The sequence below is a fragment of the Cupriavidus necator genome, assembly GCF_013141915.1.
Lineage (GTDB): Bacteria > Pseudomonadota > Gammaproteobacteria > Burkholderiales > Burkholderiaceae > Cupriavidus > Cupriavidus necator_B.
Genome location: NZ_SROX01000005.1, coordinates 155416 through 172180, shown reverse-complemented (window position 1 = coordinate 172180; position 16765 = coordinate 155416). Strand labels below are relative to the sequence as shown.

Sequence of the window (16765 nt, the reverse complement as noted above, 5' to 3'; positions counted from 1 at the left end):
GGCGACGGGACGACACCAACAGGTGGCATCGGCTTCGGGAGTTCCGAACAATACATCATGTTGTGATGTATTTTTGCGCCGGCAAGGGTTATTCCCTACGAATTGGACGCGGGTTCGCCATCGCGACTGGCTTGCCGCTGGCGCCGGCGATGGCGTGGCATGGAAACGGTGGGATGTGCCAGCACGAGGACGCCGTGGCCCGTCAGGAGAGCCGGCGGTGCGTGCGGCGATCCGGCCTGCGGCCGGAAGACGGGATGGAGTTCGGGACAGCTAACGGGGGCTCAAGCGGCACCACTGGACAGGCGGAGCCGACGGCCCGCCTGCGCTGGCACGCAAGGGCCTAGGCCTTGCGCCAGACCGGCGAGGCCGGCACCGCCACCTTGCGCGGCAGGATGCCCTGCGCGGCAAAGGCATCGGCAATGCGCTGCTGTTCCGCCAGCGCCGTCGCGTCGACGGTGCGCACGGCGTAGCTGCGCCGCGCGTTCGCGGCCTCGACCGTGGCGGCATCCAGGCCGATCAGCGGCGCATGCCAGCGCGCGGCCTCGGCGGGATTGCGCTTGACCCAGTCGCCCGCGTCGCGCAGCGCGTCAAACACCACCGCCAGCACCTCGGCATGGGTGCGCGCAAACGGCGTGGCCGCGAGGTAGAAGCGACGATAGCTCGACAGCCCTTCGCCGTCGCGCAGCACGCGCGCATTGGCCTGGCGCTGCACCGCGGCCAGGAACGGGTCCCAGATCACCCACGCCGCCACGCTGCCGCGCTCGAACGCCGCGCGCGCATCGGCCGGGCTCAGGTAGGCCGGCTCGATATCGCGGATCGACAGCCCCGCGCGCGCCAGCGCCTCGAGCACCAGGTAGTGCGCGCCGGCGCCCTTGGCAAACGCCACGCGCTGGCCCTTGAGCTGGGCCACCTCGCGGATCGGCGAATCGCCGCGCACCACGATCGCCTGCGCCTGCGGCGACGGTGTCTCGGTCGCGTAATACGTAAGCGCCGCGCCCGCGGCCAGCGCGAACGGGGGCACCGCATCGGCCACGTCGGCACTCAAATCGATATTGCCCAGGTTCAGCGCTTCCAGCAGCGGCAGGCCGGAGGTGAACTCATACCACTGCACCGCCACGCCCTTGGGCGCCAGGGCTTTTTCCAGCGTCTGCCGCGATTTCAGCAGGATCATCAGCGTGGAGGACTTCTGGTAGCCGATGCGCAGCGTAGCCTCCCCCTGTCCCCGGCTGACGCCCGGCAGCGCGGCGGCGGCGGCCGCGCCCGCTGCAGCCATGAGCAGGCGGCGACGGCGGTCATGGGTCGGGTTCATGGCGTTGCTCCAGGATGCAGGTCGGAGCGCCAGCTTAGTCAGGGCAACGGGCAAAGCCAACGAAGATTGTCGCGGATGCTTATGCAACCGCCGGCGGCTTGTTCAGTGGCGGCGCTATCATCGGGGAATCGAACCCAAATCCCCGAACGGAACCCATGGAACTGTCCGCCGGCATCCCCATCCTCCGCATCTTCTCGGTCGACAAGGCCAGGGAGTTCTACCTGGACTACCTCGACTTCACGCTCGAGTGGGAGCATCGCTTCGAAGACGGGTTGCCGCTATACGCGCAGGTCAGACGCGGCGGCCTGACGCTGCATCTCAGCGAACACCACGGCGACGCCACGCCGGGCTCGACCGTGTTCGTTCCGGTAACGGATATCGATGCGCTGCACCAGGAGCTGTCCGCCCGGAACTATCCGTATGCCCGGCCCGGTGTCGAAGATGTGGGCTGGGGCCGGATGCTGCAGGTGGCCGATCCGTTCGGGAACCGGCTGCGGTTTTGCCAGGTGACAGAGGATTAGGCCACGGCTTCCCGCTGTGTCGGGAAGCCGCTTCCGGCCGGTGCGCTCAGTTGACCGGCTGCGGCTGCGGGAAATTCCAGGCGCCGCTCAGGACCTCGGCGCGGGGCCGATAGAGCCGCACGGTGTAGTTCCAGCCCTCGACCACCGGCAGGCAGTTTGGTACCTGGCCGTCGCAGCCGCCGAACTGGATGGCGATGGCACCATCACCGCCCTTCCTTGCCGTCAGGTTGTTGACCGTGTAGGCATTGGCGGGATTTTTCTGGAAGTAGCCGGCGGCGTTGTAGACGCTGACCGACCAGAACGCATCGACGGGCACGTCCTTTACGTTGAGGCGATAGACCGTCTTGCCATCGTTCTTCGCGGGCGTGACGTTGAGGTAGACAGCGTCCTTGTCAGGATTGCCGCCCCAGGCCGCGGCAGTGCCGATCAGGCGCCGTACCGGGTCGACCGTCTCGCGGGTGCCGAACGCTTTCCTGAAGTCCGGCATGGTCGAGGACAACACCAGCAGCGCATCGCGGATCTTCTTCTGGCTGGCCGCATCCCACGCGGGCGTCTCGAACTTCCCCGGGGCCTGCTGGCTTACCTTGATCGCATCCTGCAACGCATGGACCTGCCGGATGTCATCCGCGCTGTTCGGATCCACCAGCGTGCGGATCGCCGTGGCTACATAGCGGGTGCCGACGTTCTCGCGCGTCAGCGTGTACGTGCCCTTGCCGTAGAACACGTTGGGCACATAGTGGTCTTCGTTGATGACCTGCAAGGCCATGAAGCGCTTGCCCGGGTCCGGCATGGTGATGGTCACCGGGCCGGCATCGAGGTCGAACACGCCGGACGAATAGAGCGTATCGCGGTTAAGGCGGATGACGGTCTGCTGGTCGATCGATGCCGGCTCGCGCCGATGCAGCAGCTTGCCGATGCCACCCTGCTTGACCAGCCCGCCCAGGAACATATCGGTCTCGGCGCGAATGAAGTTGTCGATGGTAACGGGAACGGCGGTGCCGGCCGGCGGCGTTGTGGCCGGCTGGGCGTTGACGGTGCCAAGCATGGCGAAGGCCATGCCCGTCGCGCAGGCCGCGGTCAGTTTGATCTTCATGCTGTATTCCATGTGTTGGGAAGGATTAGCGGGCGCCGCTCAGTTGCGCTTGACCAGCGGTGCGGGGAACCACTGTCCCGACAGGATCTGCTGGTCCGGCCCATACAAGCGGAAGGTCAGGTTGTAGTTCTGCCCCCGGGGCGTCGGCAGCCAGTTGCCATCCGGCACGCCGTCCGGCCGCGCAGGCGCGAAGTAAAGGGTCAGTGAACCGTCCTTGCCGTAGCTCAGCCTGGACTGCTTGTTGATCAGGAACCGGTTCTTCGCATTGGGGATCACGTGGAAGTTTTTGGAGTCCACTGCAATCACCGACCAGAAGTACTTGACGTGACGGGCGGGCAGTTCCGCCTTCGGGAAGGTGACGGTGTAGACGTTGCCGCCGTCCAGCTTCGCGCCTGTGCCATCGGTATCGGTCTTGAAATAGACCACCTCGTCAGTGCTGTTGGCCCAGATCCCGGCCAGGTTCACCAGGGTACGGGTCTGGTAGTCGCTGCCGTACTTGCCGATGGTCGCTGGCCGGTTCCAGCCGTTCTTGAAAGTCCCTGCCGTCGAGAACGACTTGAAGAACGCGGGCAGGGTCTGCTCGCGGATGACCTTGTCCACCCGCGCGCGTTCGGCGGGCCCGCTGGCCACCGCCGCACTGACGGCTCGCACCTTGGCCTGCAAGGCGTCCATGCCCGGATTGATGTCCGGCTCCGAGCCGAGCGCAAGGGCTGCCGAGTCAAAGGCTTCCGCGCCGGGCAGCTTGTCATTGCTGAAGGCGGGCGTGGCGGGCACCGGGGCGATCGTTGGCGTGCCCGTGGTCCGCATCGTGACCCGATGCTGCAGCGCGACCGCCTGCTTCTTGTTCGCGCCGATTTCCACGCGGGCCAGTACCCGTGCAGTCTTGCCCGGCAGGTCGATGCGCCGCGCCGTGCGCGGGAGTGCCACGCTGGCACCCTTCAGGCAGACCGCGAACTCGCCGCTCGGATGGTCCGGATAGTTGCGCTCGTTGATGTTGGCGACGGTCTCGCCCCAGCCGTTCAGGAACTGGATGGTGTAGTAGCGCCCCTTGATCGCCGGCACGCTGAAGATCGTGCAGCTCTTTTCATCGACCGCGCCCCAGGCTTCGCTGTAGGCAACGTCCAGGTTCGGATTGGCCCAGGACACCCCGCCGACATCGCGGTGGATGATCTGGTTCCAGCGGAAGCCTTCCTTCTGGAAGTCGGCCTGCTCCTGGCGCAGGACCAGCAGCCGGCCCAGCAGGTAGAGGTAGGCGTCATGGATGTCCTGTTCCGACACCGCGCCCGCCGCGGTGCCCGGGCCGGCGGCCTGCGGGGGACTGCTGCATCCGGACAGGCCTGCCAGCATGGAAACGGCCAGCACGGCCGCGCCAATGGCTCGGGTTGGGAAGTCCATAGGCTCCTCGTTCCAGTAAGGGGGGCTGCAAAAGCCAGACTGTCGCAGAGGGGTGGCAAAAAGTGAATTAAGTTTATTGCTCGGGTGATCTGAGCAAAATCATCCCTGCAGGCAATCAGTCCTGCTGCGCCCCCACCACCAGAAACACCGCACTGGAACTGGCCACCGGCTTGCCGCCAGCGCTGATCAGCGCCTTCGCGAACGCCAGCCGCGAGCCCGCCTTGATGACCTCCACCGGCGATTCGAGCCAGTCGCCCGACCTCGGCCGTGACGAACACCACGCGGCCAAGCTCCGGCGCACCCTCGATGTCATCTTCATGTCATCCAGGCCACCCAGAATGCCGTCCAGACAGGGCGCAGGCGCCCCTCTGCCAGCCGGCTTTTGCGGCAGCGCAGCGATGGAATGCCTTGACGCCCGCTTTTTTCCGTCTTCAATGAAAACGTTTTCATCCGGAGCCGCGAGCGTGAGTCGCAAAGATACAGCCGAAGGCAGATCCGATACAACAGGTGGCGCCACCCTGATCGACGTCGCGCAAGCCGCACGCGTGTCGCTCGCCACCGCATCGCGTGTGTTTGGCAGCCCGCATCTGGTGCGCGACAGCACGGCGCAGCGTGTGCACGAGGCCGCGCGCCGGCTGAGCTTTCGCCCCAACCTGCTGGGCAGCAAGCTGCGCGCCCAGCAGACCCGCATGATCGGCGTGATGCTGCCGACGCTGGAGAACGCCGTGTTCGCCGAATGCTGGCACGGCATCGAGGAAGCTGCGCTGGCGGGCGGGTATTCGCTGATGCTTGTCACCAGCGGCTACGATCCGGCCCGCGAACGCGAGCGTGTGGAGTACCTGCTGCGCCATCGCGTGGACGGCATGGTGCTGACCGTGGCCGACGCGGCGCGCAGCACGGTTCTGGATCAGCTCGACGGCGAGGGCGTGCCCTACGTGCTCGCGTACAACCAGGCCGGACCGCGCAGCCGGCGTCATTCGGTATCGGTGGACAACCGGGCCAGCGCCTGCGCAGGCGTGGAGGCGCTGATCGCCGCCGGGCATTGCCGCATCGCCGTGGTGTCGGGCGCTTTCGTCGCCTCGGACCGTGCGCGCCAGCGCTTCGCCGGCTATCAGGACGCCATGCGCGCGCATGGGCTGACGCCGGCCGCGCCAGTCTGCCTGCCATCGCACACCGCCAGCAATGCCGATCAGATCCGCGCGCTGGTCCGGGCGCACGATGCGCCCACCGCCCTCTTTTGCACCAATGACCTGCTGGCCATCGGCGTGATCTCCGACCTCAGGCGCCTCGGCCTGAGCGTGCCGCGCGACATCTCAGTGCTGGGCTATGACGGTACCGCGCTGGGGAACGTGGTCGAGCCGCCGTTGGCCACCGTCGTGCAGCCCAATTCGGAGATCGGCGCCAGCGCCGTCAGCCGGCTGCTGGCGCGGCTGAACGATGGCGGGAGAGCGTCGGTGGCGCTGCCGCGCGTCACGCTGCTGCCGCATGCCCTGCGCATCAACGGCACTGTGTCAGCTCGGCCGAAAACATAGCCGCTTATGCATGCTGCATTCCCCCTGTCCTTAATCAAGGAGCCTCTCATGCAACCTACCCCGTCCTGGCGCCGCCCGCTGCGCTGGATTGCCCTGGCGCTAGGCGCCGCCGCGTTCAGCCAGGGTGTGGGCGCCCAGACCGCGATCTGCTATAACTGCCCGCCCGAATGGGCCGACTGGGCGGCACAGATCCGCGCTATCAAGGAAAAGACCGGCGTTCACGTGCCGCTGGACAACAAGAACTCCGGCCAGTCCCTGGCGCAGCTGGTTGCCGAGAAAGCCAGCCCGGTGGCCGACGTGGTCTACTACGGCGTGACCTTCGGCATCCAGGCGAAAAAGGACGGCGTGACCGCCGCCTACAAGCCCGCCCATTGGAACGACATTCCCGAGGGCCTGAAGGACCCGCAGGGCAACTGGTTCGCCATCCATTCCGGCACGCTGGGCTTCATGGTCAATGTCGACGCGCTGCGCGGCAAGCCGGTGCCGCAGTCATGGGCCGACCTGCTCAAGCCCGAGTACAAGGGCCTGGTCGGCTATCTCGACCCGGCCAGCGCCTTCGTCGGCTACGTGGGCGCGGTGGCGGTCAACCAGGCCATGGGCGGCACGCTCGACAACTTCGGGCCGGCCTTCAAGTATTTCAAGGACCTGCAGAAGAACCAGCCGATCGTGCCCAAGCAGACGGCTTACGCGCGCGTGCTGTCCGGTGAAATTCCCATCCTGCTCGACTACGACTTCAATGCCTATCGCGCCCGCTACAAGGATCACGCCAACGTAGCCTTCGTGATTCCCAGGGAGGGTTCGGTGGTCGTTCCCTATGTGATGAGCCTGGTCAACAAGGCGCCGCATGAGGCCGAAGGCCGCAAGGTGCTCGACTTCGTGCTGTCCGACGCCGGCCAGGCGCTGTGGGCCAACGCCTACCTGCGCCCGGTGCGCGCCGGCGTGGTGCCCAAGGAAGTCCAGGCGCGCTTCCTGCCGGCCACCGAATACGCACGGGCCAAGGCGGTGGACTTCGGCAAGATGGCCGACGTGCAGAAGGCGTTCAGCGAGCAGTATCTGAAGGAGGTGCGCTGACCGGCCATGGTGTCTCCCGCCTGAAGGTTGTCTACCCGTAAACAGGGAGACAACCTGGGCGGCCTCACCAAGCCGTGCACACCATCGCCCACCGCCACATCACGCCGGCACTGCCATGACAAACCGATCTCCCTCCCTCTTCCTGTTCGCCTTGCCGGCACTGGTGGTCTTCCTGGCCTTCTTCTGCCTGCCGATGGCGCGGCTCCTGGCGGTCAGCATCAACGGCGAGCAAGGGGCGGCCGTGTACTGGACCGTGGTCTCCAGTCCGCGCTACCTGCACAGCCTGATGGTCACCGTGCTGCTGTCGGCCGCCGTGACACTGGCCACGCTCGTGATCGCCGGCATATCCGGCACCTTCCTGCAGCGCAACGCAGTGCCTGGCAAGTCCGTGCTGGTGGCCATGCTGACCTTTCCGCTGGCGTTTCCCGGCGTGGTGATCGGCTTCATGGTCATCATGCTCGGCGGCCGCAACGGCCTGCTGGCCATGGTCGGCGACAAGCTCGCCGGCGAGCGCTGGACTTTTGCCTACGGCCTGGCCGGGCTGTTCGTCGGCTATCTGTACTTTTCGATCCCCCGCGTGATCCTGACCGTGATGGCGGCCGTGGAGAAGCTCGATGCCTCGCTGGAAGAAGCCGCGCGCTCGCTGGGCGCCAGCCCCTGGCGCGTGACGCGCGACGTGATGCTGCCCGCGCTGATGCCGGCCATGATCTCCAGCGGCGCGATCTGCTTCGCCACCAGCATGGGGGCGTTCGGTACCGCCTTCACGCTGGCCACGCAGCTCGACGTGCTGCCGCTCACCATCTACAACGAGTTCACCAACTACGCCAACTTCGGCATGGCCGCGGCGCTATCCATCCTGCTGGGCACCGTCACCTGGGCCTTGCTGGCGGTCGCTCGCTGGTTCTCTGGCGACGCCGTGGCCGCAACCGCGTAGGAGCAACCCATGACCCCGATCCATCGCCGCGCCGGCTACTGGCTGCAACTGGCGCTCACGCTGGCGGTCTGCGCCTTCATGACCGTGCCGGTCGTGCTCTCCGTGCTGGCTGGCCTGACCAACAATATCTTCGTCGGCCTGGAAAGCGGCCTGACCACGCGCTGGCTCGCGGAAGTCTGGTCGCTCTATCGCAATACCATCTTCCTGTCGCTGCTGATCGCCCTGGCCTGCCTTGCCTGCACGCTGGTGCTGGGGGTGCCGGCCGCGTATTACATGGCGCTGCGGCGCAACCGCATCACCCGGCTGATCGAGGAACTGCTGATGCTGCCGGTGGCCGTTCCCGGCCTCGCGACCGCGCTTGGCCTGATCCTGCTCTACGGCACCTGGCAGGCCCTGCGTACGAGCTGGCTGTTTATCCTGATCGGCCACGTGCTGTTCACCCTGCCCTTCATGGTGCGCTCGGTACTAGCCATCCTTTCCGCCATCGATATTCGTACGCTCGAAGACGCCGCCGCCAGCCTTGGCGCCAGCCGCCTGCAGCGCTTTTTTACCGTGGTGCTGCCCAACTGCCGCCAGGGCATCCTGGCCGGCGCGCTCATGGTCGTCACGTTGTCGGTGGGCGAATTCAACCTGACATGGATGTTGCACACGCCCACCACGCAGACGTTGCCGGTGGGCCTGGCCGACAGCTATGCCTCGATGCGGCTGGAGATCGGTTCGGCCTACACCATCATCTTCTTCGTCATGATCATTCCGCTGCTGGTGCTGATGCAGGCGCTCAGCGCGCTGGGCGCGCGCTCCCGCAAGTACGTTGCCGAAGCAGCGCACGCGCCCGCCGTTGCCACCGCGCCGGCCAACCCTCATTCCGAGACCCGTCATGCATGAACCCACCACCATCACGCTGCGCCATTGCGGCAAGACGTTTGCCGACGGCACCCCGGCGCTGCAGCCGCTGGATCTCGACATCGGCGCCGCGGAAACCGTGGTGCTGCTTGGCCCGTCCGGCTGTGGCAAGACCACCACACTGCGCGTCATCGCCGGGCTGGAGTATCCCGATGCGGGCGGCGAGGTCTGGTTCGGCGATACCTGTGTGACCGCGCTGCCGATCGAGCAGCGCGGCGTGGGCATGGTATTCCAGAGTTACGCGCTGTTCCCCAACATGACCGTCTCCGAGAACATCGGCTACGGGCTGCGCGTGCGGCGCGTGGACGCCGCCACGCGCCGCCGGCGGGTCGACGACATGCTCGCGATGATGCATCTCGCCCCCTTCGCCGACCGCCGCGTGGACCAGCTCTCGGGCGGCCAGCGCCAGCGCGTGGCGCTCGCCCGCGCCATTGCCGTGCAGCCACGCGTGCTGCTGCTGGACGAGCCGCTGACCGCGCTCGACGCCAAGCTGCGCGACGCCCTGCGCGCCGACATCAACCAGTTGCTGCGCAGCCTGGGCATCACCGCCGTCTATGTCACGCATGACCAGGCCGAGGCCATGGCGCTGGGCGACCGCATTATCGTGATGGACAAGGGTCGCATCGCGCAGACGGGCACGCCGCAAGAAATCTACCGCGCGCCGGCCAATGCCTTCGTGGCGGATTTCATCGGCACCATGAACCGCCTGCCCGCCGCTGCAGCGGACGGCGCCTGGCGCGTGCCTGGCGGCGTCGTGCCGCGGGCGCAAGAGTCCGCGCCGGTGCCGCGCGCCGACCTGATGTTCCGCCCCGAGGATGTGGCGCTGGTGCCTGCGGACGACGCGCATCTGCACGGTAGCGTGGTCACCGCCCTTTTCCTTGGCAACTGCACGCGTCTGCTGGTGGAAGTCGGCGCATCCGCGCCGCTCATCGTCGACACCACGCGCCGCGACGACTGGCGCGCCGGAGACCGCGTCGGCCTGCGCATCGACACCGGCCATCTCATCACCCTTCCCGAAGCCGTGGCAGCATGAACAGCGCCCCTTGCCCGACCTACCTGGTCGCCCACATCACCGACCTCCACATCAAGGCTGGCGGCAGGCTGTCGTACCGGCTGGTCGACACCGCCGGCGCGCTGCACCGCTGCATCGACACCCTGCTGGCTGCCCCGCAACAACCCGACGCGGTGATCGTCACCGGCGACCTGGTCGACTTCGGCGCTGAGAGCGAATACCAGTTCCTGCGCCAGATCCTGCAGCGGCTGCCCATGCCCGTGCGGCTGCTGCCGGGAAACCACGACAGCCGCGGCGCGCTGCGCCGGGTCTTTGCCGATCACGATTACCTGTTCGCCACCGGCAGCGGCGAAGACCCTGTGCATTACAGCATCGAGGCGGGCCCGCTGCGGCTGGTGGCGTTCGACTGCACCGTGCCCGGCCAGCCCGGCGGGCGCGTCGATCCCGCCGCACTGCCCTGGCTGGAAGCCGCGCTGTCTGCCGACCCGGACCGCCCCGCCCTGCTGTTGCTGCACCATCCGCCGTTCTTTACCGGCATCGGCCACATGGACGCGCAGGGCCTGGCCAACGCCGACGCGCTTGAAGCCGTAGTGCGCCGCCACCCGCAAGTGGAACGCGTGCTGTGCGGCCATCTGCATCGGCACATCACGCGCCGCTTCGGCGGCACGGTCGCGATGACAGCGCCCGGTCCGGCGCACCAGGTGGCGCTGGACCTGGACCGGCATGCTCCCTCGCGATTTCGCATGGAGCCACCGGGCTACCTGCTGCACTGGTGGCATCCCGCGCACGGACTGGTGACACATGCGGCAGCAATCGGCGACTATGGGGCAGCGCATCCGTTCTTTGATGCGCAGGGCAAGCTGATCGACTAGCGGTAATTGTCTGGCTGGCCCTGGGTTCCCGGTGAAGCCGGCGGCCTGAAGCACTGAAGGGCTATGCCGCGCTGTTCATGCCCGTGGCAAGTTCAGGAATCGTGCAGAGCGGGATTGGCTGAACCGCACCGCTCCCCCGGCGGCGGCATCCGATGCCGGCGCTCGCGTGCTCCCGGATACTGCCGCCTCCCTCGCCGAGGCGTGTAAACTGCTGGCTTTTTAAACCCGGCGGTATGTCCCAAGAGCCCCGGCGCACAGGTTTCAGCGGTCCGGCGCTAGTCCGGCTGCTGGCGCGCCTGACCGACGCCGACGTCCCACCTCCTGTAATGTCGCTTTCCGGCCAGCTGAGCCAATGGCTGGGCTGGCCGGATGCCATCGCCCTGTCGGCCGCGTTGAAAGCCGGGCCGCCCGCGGTACCGGCAGTCGCACATGCCTCTGGCGCCACCGCTGAAGCGCAGGAATGCGCGCGCGTGCGGGCCCGGCTGGTCGGCGCCATTGCCGAAGACACGGCGCCAGGCGGCCGCAGGCGCGGCCCGTCGCGCCCGTCGGCGCTGCCCGACCCGGTCGATGCGCAGGTCGACTACGCGGTCCATCGCCAGCGTTACCTGACGCTGCAGCAGACCATGGAGGCCAGCATCGGCAGCCTGCGCGCAAGCTTGCGCGCCGCGCTGTCGGCGCGCACGCCGGCCATGGCCAAGCTGGCCATGGTCGACGCGGTGATGGAGCGCGTGCTCGGCACGCGCGAGCAAAGCTTGCTGGGGGCGGTGCCGAATCTCCTGGAGCCGCACTTCCAGCGCCTGCGCCAGGCCGAAGCCGCCGCGCTGGAGGACCAGGCACAGGCGGCAGGAACACCCGTGGCGGTCCGCCCCGGCGCATGGCTGGGCGTGTTCCGCAAGGATATGCAGAGCGTGCTGCTCGCCGAACTCGAAATCCGCTGGCAGCCTGTGGAAGGCTTGCTGGCGGCGCTGCAAGACAGCTAACCCAGACATCATGACCCGATACCTCACCCATATTGTTGCGTTTCTCGCGGGCCTGGCTGTCGTCTGCTGGATTGGCGCGGGCTATGCCGGCACCAATTTCCTCGCGCTGGTCGTCACCTTGCTGATCGGCGGCTTCTACCTCGCGGGCGCGCTGGAACTGCAGCGCTACCGCCAGGCCACCGCCACGCTGGCCCAGGCGCTGGCCAGCCTGGCCGAAGCGCCGGCCAGCCTCGGCGGCTGGCTGGAACGCCTGCATCCGAGCCTGCGCGACAGCGTGCGGCTGCGCATCGAAGGCGAGCGTGTCGGCCTGCCCGGCCCTGCGCTGACGCCCTACCTGGTCGGCTTGCTGGTGCTGCTGGGCATGCTGGGCACGTTCCTCGGCATGGTGGCCACCCTGCGTGGCACCGGCATCGCGCTGGAAGGCGCCACCGACCTGCAGGCGATCCGCGCTTCGCTGGCGGCGCCGGTCAAGGGACTGGGCTTTGCCTTTGGCACCTCGGTTGCGGGCGTGGCCACCTCGGCCATGCTGGGGCTGCTGTCCGCACTGTGCCGGCGCGAGCGTATCCAGGCCGCTCAGGCGCTCGATGGCCGCATCGCCACCACGCTGCGCAGCTATTCCCGCAGCCACCAGCGCGACGAAGCCCTGCGGCTGCTGCAGCGCCAGGCCGACGTGATGCCGGCGCTGGCCGAGCAGATGCAGGCCATGATGCAAGCCATGGCGCAACAGAACGCGGCCCTGGCGGAACGGCTGGCGGCCAGCCAGGACACCTTCCACGGCAAGACCGAGGCCGTCTATACGCGCCTGGCGTCATCGGTCGAGCAATCGCTGAAGGACAGCATCGCCGACAGCGCCCGCGCCGCCGGCGCCGCGATCCAGCCCGCGGTGGACGCCACCATGGCCGGCCTGGCACGCGAGACCACGGCCCTGCGCGACACCGTCACGCAGGCGGTGCAACAGCACCTGGAGGGCGTCTCGAGCCGGTTCGAAAACGCTACCGCCGGCGTCGCCGACAGCTGGAACCGCGCGCTCGCCGGCCACCAGCGCACCAGCGAAGCGCTGGCGGCGGACCTGCGCACATCGCTCGATGGCTTTAGCCAGACCTTCGAACAACGCTCGGCCAGCCTGCTGGACAATGTCGCCAGCCGCTTCGACGCCGTCGCGGCCAGCACCGCCGAAGCGTGGCGCGAGGCACTGTCGCACCAGCAGCAGGCCGGCGAAAAACTGGCCGGCGACAATCAGCAAGCGCTGGCTGGCGCTGCGGCCACGTTCGGCGAGCATGCCGCGGCGCTGGTACGCACGGTGGACGCTTCGCATGCCGGCCTGCAGGCGCAACTGGCCGCGCAGGACGCGCAGCGCCTGTCGGCCTGGGCCGACACGCTCGGCGGCATGACCGCCACGCTGCGCCAGCAGCTGGAACAACTGAACGCGCACACCGTCAGCCGCCACGACGAAATCAGCGCCGCGCTGGCGCAGAACGTGCGCGAGATCTCGGCGCAGACGCAGGCGCATGCCAGCCACACGCTGGCGGAGATCGACCGCCTGGTGCAGGCCGCAGCGGAAGCGCCGAAGGCCGCGGTCGCGCTGCAGGCCGAACTGGCGTCGCGCGATGCCGAGCGCTTTGCCGCGTGGGCCGACACGCTCGGCAGCATGACCGCTACGCTGCGCCAGGAATGGCAGCAACTGAACGCGCAGACGGTCGCCCGCCAGGACGAGATCAGCGCCGCGCTGGCGCAGAACGTGCGCGAGATCTCGGCGCAGACGCAGGCGCATGCGAGCCGCACCCTCGCCGAGATCGACCGCCTGGTGCAGGCTGCCTCCGAAGCACCGAAGGCCGCGGTGGCGCTGCAGGCGGAACTGGCTGAGCGCGATGAAGCGCGCTTTGCCGGCTGGACCGAAACCCTCGGCGGCATCGCCGCCACGCTGCGCCAGCAGTGGGAGCAGTCGAGCACGCACGCCGCCGCCCGCCAGCAGGAAGTCTGCGACGCCCTGGCACAGACCGCGCGCGTGATCGCGACCGAGACCCAGGCGCACGCCAGCACCACCCTTGCCGAGATCGACCGCCTGGTCCAGGCCGCGGCCGAGGCACCGAAGGCCGCCACCGCCTTGCAGGCGGAGCTGGTGGCGCAGGATGCGCAACGCCTGGCGGCCTGGACCGAAGCGCTGGGCGGCATGGCGGCGTCGCTGCGCCAGGAATGGGAGCAAGCCAGCACGCACGCCACCGCGCGCCAGCAGCAGATCTGCGAAACGCTGGCCGTGACCGCGCGCGACATGGCGGCCCAGGCCGAGACCCAGGCCACCGGCACCATTGCCGAGGTTTCCCGCCTGCTGCAGGCCGCGGGCGAAGCGCCGCGTGCCGCCGCCGAAGTCATTGCGGAACTGCGCGAGAAGCTGACCGAAGGCATGGCGCGCGACCATGCCATGCTGGAAGAACGCAGCCGCATGATGGAAACACTGGGCACGCTGCTTGACGCCGTGAACCATGCCTCCACCGAGCAGCGCACCGCGGTCGACACGCTGGTCGCCACCACCGCCGACCTGCTCGAGCGCGTCGGCACCCGCTTTACCGACAAGGTCGAGTCCGAGACCGGCAAGCTCACCGACATCGCCGCGCAGGTCACCGGCAGCGCGGTCGAGGTGGCCAGCCTGGGCGAGGCCTTCGGTGTGGCGGTGCAGCTGTTCAGCGAATCGAACGGCAAGCTGATCGACCACCTGCAGCGCATCGAGGCCGCGCTGGACAAGTCGATGACGCGCAGCGACGAACAACTGGCCTACTACGTGGCGCAGGCGCGCGAGGTGGTGGACCTGAGCATGCTGTCGCAGAAGCAGATCCTGGAAAACCTGCAGCTGCGCACATCTCCGCAGGCGCCCAGTGCAGAGGCGGCATGAGAGAAGAACTCGATGCCGGCGTTGAGCCCACCGTGCCGGCCTGGGCGGTCTTCGGCGACCTGATGTCGGTGCTGCTGGGCGCGTTCGTGCTGGTCCTGCTCGGGGTCATCGGCGTGCAGATGGAGCTGTCGGCGCGCCTCGAAGCCGAGGTGAAGCAGCGGCAAGAGGAAGCGCAGCGCCGCGAGACGCTGGAAAAGGCGCTGGCCGGGCCGCTGGCCGCGGGCCGCGTGACGCTGGTGAACGGGCGCATCGGCATCAGCGGCAGCGTGCTGTTCGCATTGAATTCCGCCGAGCTGCAGCCCGAGGGCCGCGACCTGCTCAAGAGCCTGGCGCAGCCGCTGTCGGCTTACCTCCGCAGCCGCGACGAGATCCTGATGGTCAGCGGCTTTACCGACGACCAGCAGGTGCGCGAGGGCAACCGGCGCTTTGCCGACAACTGGGAACTGTCGGCGCAGCGCGCGCTGACCGTGACCCGCACGCTGATCGATGCGGGCATCCCGCCCTCGTCGGTGTTCTCGGCCGCGTTCGGCTCGCAACAGCCCGTGACCCCGAATGCCGATGCCGCGGGCCGCGCGAAGAACCGGCGCGTGGAGATCTCGCCGGTGCCGCGCGTGACCACCGGCACGGTGAAGGCGCATGGCTGACCTCGACGCGGTGGCCACGGTCTTCGCGCAACTGGACGCCTGGCAGGCCAGCGGCATGGACTGCGCCGACCCCGTGCGCTTCCGCCTGATGCAGGCTCTGGCCCGCCGTGCGGCCGGACACGACGGCGCGGCACGCCGCCTGCTGGAGGCGCGCCTGCAGGGCCTGGTCGCCGCGTATGGCGCCCTGGTGCAGCGTAACCCGGACAGCCCTGGCGAAGCCGTGGGCCAGCACGCGCCGCCCGGGCCGGCGCCGGCGCAAACTGCCAGCGCTCTTGGCGCACTGGTGCATGACCTCGGCGCCCGCGCCAGGCCGGCCATCGCGGCGGCCCCGGACGCTGCGCGCCGGCTTTCGCCCGCACCGGCGCAAGCCGCGCCGCCGGCCACGCCGCTGGTCGAGACCCTCGCCGACTACTTCCGCGAAACCTGGGCCCGGGTCAGCGTCGAGCAACAGTTCCGCCAGTCGCAGCAACGCGTGCCGGAAAACGCCGGGCCGCTCAACACCGATCACCTCGTGCACCGCTCGCTGTCCCTAATGCGCGAGACCTCGCCGGAATACTTGCGGCATTTCCTGTCATATGTCGAGGGCATGGCGTGGCTGGAGCAGCTGGGCGCCGCGGCAGCGGCGCAGAAGGAAGCGTCCCGCGCCGCCGCCAGGAAAAGCCAGCGCGGCAAGGCCCGCAAATAGCACGATGGGCCGGGGCGCTCCAGCGCCGGCGCCCTTACGCCTAGGGTACTTCCACCGCAAACCCGTATAGCGCTGCGGCGTTGCGCCATCGCAGCGCCGCGGACAACGCCGCGTCATCCCGCGCTTGCCAGGCGGCAAGGCTGCGGCACTCATCTAGCCGAACCAGCCCCTCGTGATTGGTCCAGGGCCAGTCGCTGCCCCACAACAGCCGGTCGTCGCCGACGATTTCGCGCCATGCCTGCGCCATAGCGGGCCAGTGTTGCGGTGATGGTAGCCGGTATGGCCCACTGATCTTCACCCACACCGGGCGGCGCGCCCGCACGGCCGCGGCAACCCCGAAGATGGCATCGGCGATGCCGGCGCTGCCGGGGCGGCCAAAGTGATCCAGCACCACCGGCGTGCCGGCATCGCCAAGGGCCGCGTCGAGCCGCGCCAGCACCATGCCGCCGTCGCCATTCTGGGTATGGAGTTCGACATGCCAGCCCAGCGCGTCGATCCTGCGGAACAGCGCGCGCCACGGCGCGGTGGCAATGCGCTGCCAGTCCGGATCGCCGTACAGGTTGAGGCGGATCCCACGCACGCCGGCGGCCTGCAATGTTTCCAGCTCCGGGTCGGTCACCGAGGGGTCGACCACCGCCACGCCGCGCAGGCGCTCCGGCCGGGCCTGCAGCGCCGCCAGCAACGTCGAGTTGTCGGTGCCCAGAAAGCTGGTTTGCACCACCACCCCGTACAAATCTCCCAAGCCGCCCAGCCTGGCCCGCCAGTCATCCAGCCCGGCGGCATAAGCGGGCCGGTAGCGGGCCGAAGGCATGGCACCGCCGTTATCGAACACGTGGAAGTGGGTATCCACCAGCGGCAAAGCGTGCCGGCTCATCATCAGCCCTCCGTGGGGCGGGTATATCCGGATATGGCGTCCGGACCCGCGTC

16 protein-coding genes are annotated in these 16765 nt (G+C 68.4%); 11 read left to right on the top strand and 5 right to left on the bottom strand.

The window, feature by feature from the left end; all coding sequences use genetic code 11:
• Positions 1 to 340: 340 nt before the first annotated feature.
• Positions 341 to 1309, bottom strand: a complete 969-nt coding sequence (locus tag E5S69_RS12400; protein ID WP_171514940.1) for an aliphatic sulfonate ABC transporter substrate-binding protein — start codon at positions 1307 to 1309, stop codon at positions 341 to 343.
• A gap of 155 nt (positions 1310 to 1464) precedes the next feature.
• Between E5S69_RS12400 and E5S69_RS12395 the strand changes: the two genes are divergently transcribed.
• Positions 1465 to 1830, top strand: a complete 366-nt coding sequence (locus tag E5S69_RS12395) for a glyoxalase superfamily protein (protein WP_171514939.1) — start codon at positions 1465 to 1467, stop codon at positions 1828 to 1830.
• 46 nt (positions 1831 to 1876) lie between these two features.
• Here the strand turns inward: E5S69_RS12395 and E5S69_RS12390 are convergent, their stop codons facing one another.
• The 3 genes from E5S69_RS12390 to E5S69_RS12380 form a co-directional block, all read right to left on the bottom strand.
• Complete coding sequence (locus E5S69_RS12390) at positions 1877 to 2923, bottom strand: DUF1254 domain-containing protein (RefSeq protein WP_171514938.1); 1047 nt, start codon at positions 2921 to 2923, stop codon at positions 1877 to 1879.
• A 39-nt stretch (positions 2924 to 2962) separates the two neighbouring features.
• Entirely contained in the window at positions 2963 to 4318 is a 1356-nt protein-coding gene (locus tag E5S69_RS12385; RefSeq protein WP_171514937.1) for a DUF1214 domain-containing protein, read from the bottom strand.
• Positions 4319 to 4433: 115 nt separating this feature from the next.
• Entirely contained in the window at positions 4434 to 4793 is a 360-nt protein-coding gene (locus E5S69_RS12380) for a hypothetical protein (RefSeq protein ID WP_171514936.1), read from the bottom strand.
• On the opposite strand from E5S69_RS12380, the gene E5S69_RS12375 reads away from it, so the two are divergent.
• The 10 genes from E5S69_RS12375 (at position 4753) to E5S69_RS12330 (ending at position 15838) form a co-directional block, all read left to right on the top strand.
• Entirely contained in the window at positions 4753 to 5850 is a 1098-nt protein-coding gene (locus tag E5S69_RS12375; protein ID WP_216621320.1) for a substrate-binding domain-containing protein, read from the top strand. The two genes, E5S69_RS12380 and E5S69_RS12375, sit on opposite strands and share 41 nt — an antisense overlap.
• A gap of 48 nt (positions 5851 to 5898) precedes the next feature.
• Complete coding sequence (locus E5S69_RS12370; protein WP_171514934.1) at positions 5899 to 6921, top strand: ABC transporter substrate-binding protein; 1023 nt, start codon at positions 5899 to 5901, stop codon at positions 6919 to 6921.
• 115 nt (positions 6922 to 7036) lie between these two features.
• A complete protein-coding gene (locus E5S69_RS12365) occupies positions 7037 to 7855 on the top strand; it encodes an ABC transporter permease (protein ID WP_171514933.1) in 819 nt (272 codons plus the stop codon).
• Between the two features lie 9 nt (positions 7856 to 7864).
• Positions 7865 to 8740 (top strand): ABC transporter permease, encoded by an 876-nt coding sequence (locus E5S69_RS12360; protein ID WP_171514932.1) that lies wholly within the window; start codon positions 7865 to 7867, stop codon positions 8738 to 8740.
• Positions 8733 to 9791 (top strand): ABC transporter ATP-binding protein, encoded by a 1059-nt coding sequence (locus tag E5S69_RS12355; RefSeq protein ID WP_171514931.1) that lies wholly within the window; start codon positions 8733 to 8735, stop codon positions 9789 to 9791. Before E5S69_RS12360 ends, E5S69_RS12355 begins: the two co-directional genes overlap by 8 nt.
• Positions 9788 to 10642 (top strand): phosphodiesterase, encoded by an 855-nt coding sequence (locus E5S69_RS12350; protein WP_171514930.1) that lies wholly within the window; start codon positions 9788 to 9790, stop codon positions 10640 to 10642. Before E5S69_RS12355 ends, E5S69_RS12350 begins: the two co-directional genes overlap by 4 nt.
• 233 nt (positions 10643 to 10875) lie before the next feature.
• Complete coding sequence (locus E5S69_RS12345) at positions 10876 to 11622, top strand: DUF3348 domain-containing protein (protein ID WP_171514929.1); 747 nt, start codon at positions 10876 to 10878, stop codon at positions 11620 to 11622.
• A gap of 10 nt (positions 11623 to 11632) precedes the next feature.
• On the top strand, positions 11633 to 14509 hold the full coding sequence (locus E5S69_RS12340) for a DUF802 domain-containing protein (protein WP_171514928.1): 2877 nt from the start codon (positions 11633 to 11635) through the stop codon (positions 14507 to 14509).
• Positions 14506 to 15153, top strand: coding sequence for an OmpA family protein (locus tag E5S69_RS12335; protein ID WP_171514927.1), 648 nt, complete (start codon positions 14506 to 14508; stop codon positions 15151 to 15153). Before E5S69_RS12340 ends, E5S69_RS12335 begins: the two co-directional genes overlap by 4 nt.
• Positions 15146 to 15838 (top strand): DUF2894 domain-containing protein, encoded by a 693-nt coding sequence (locus E5S69_RS12330; RefSeq protein ID WP_171514926.1) that lies wholly within the window; start codon positions 15146 to 15148, stop codon positions 15836 to 15838. Before E5S69_RS12335 ends, E5S69_RS12330 begins: the two co-directional genes overlap by 8 nt.
• A gap of 40 nt (positions 15839 to 15878) precedes the next feature.
• On the opposite strand, the gene E5S69_RS12325 is transcribed toward E5S69_RS12330, so the two are convergent.
• Complete coding sequence (locus E5S69_RS12325) at positions 15879 to 16715, bottom strand: amidohydrolase family protein (RefSeq protein WP_236901301.1); 837 nt, start codon at positions 16713 to 16715, stop codon at positions 15879 to 15881.
• Positions 16716 to 16765 lie beyond the last annotated feature (50 nt).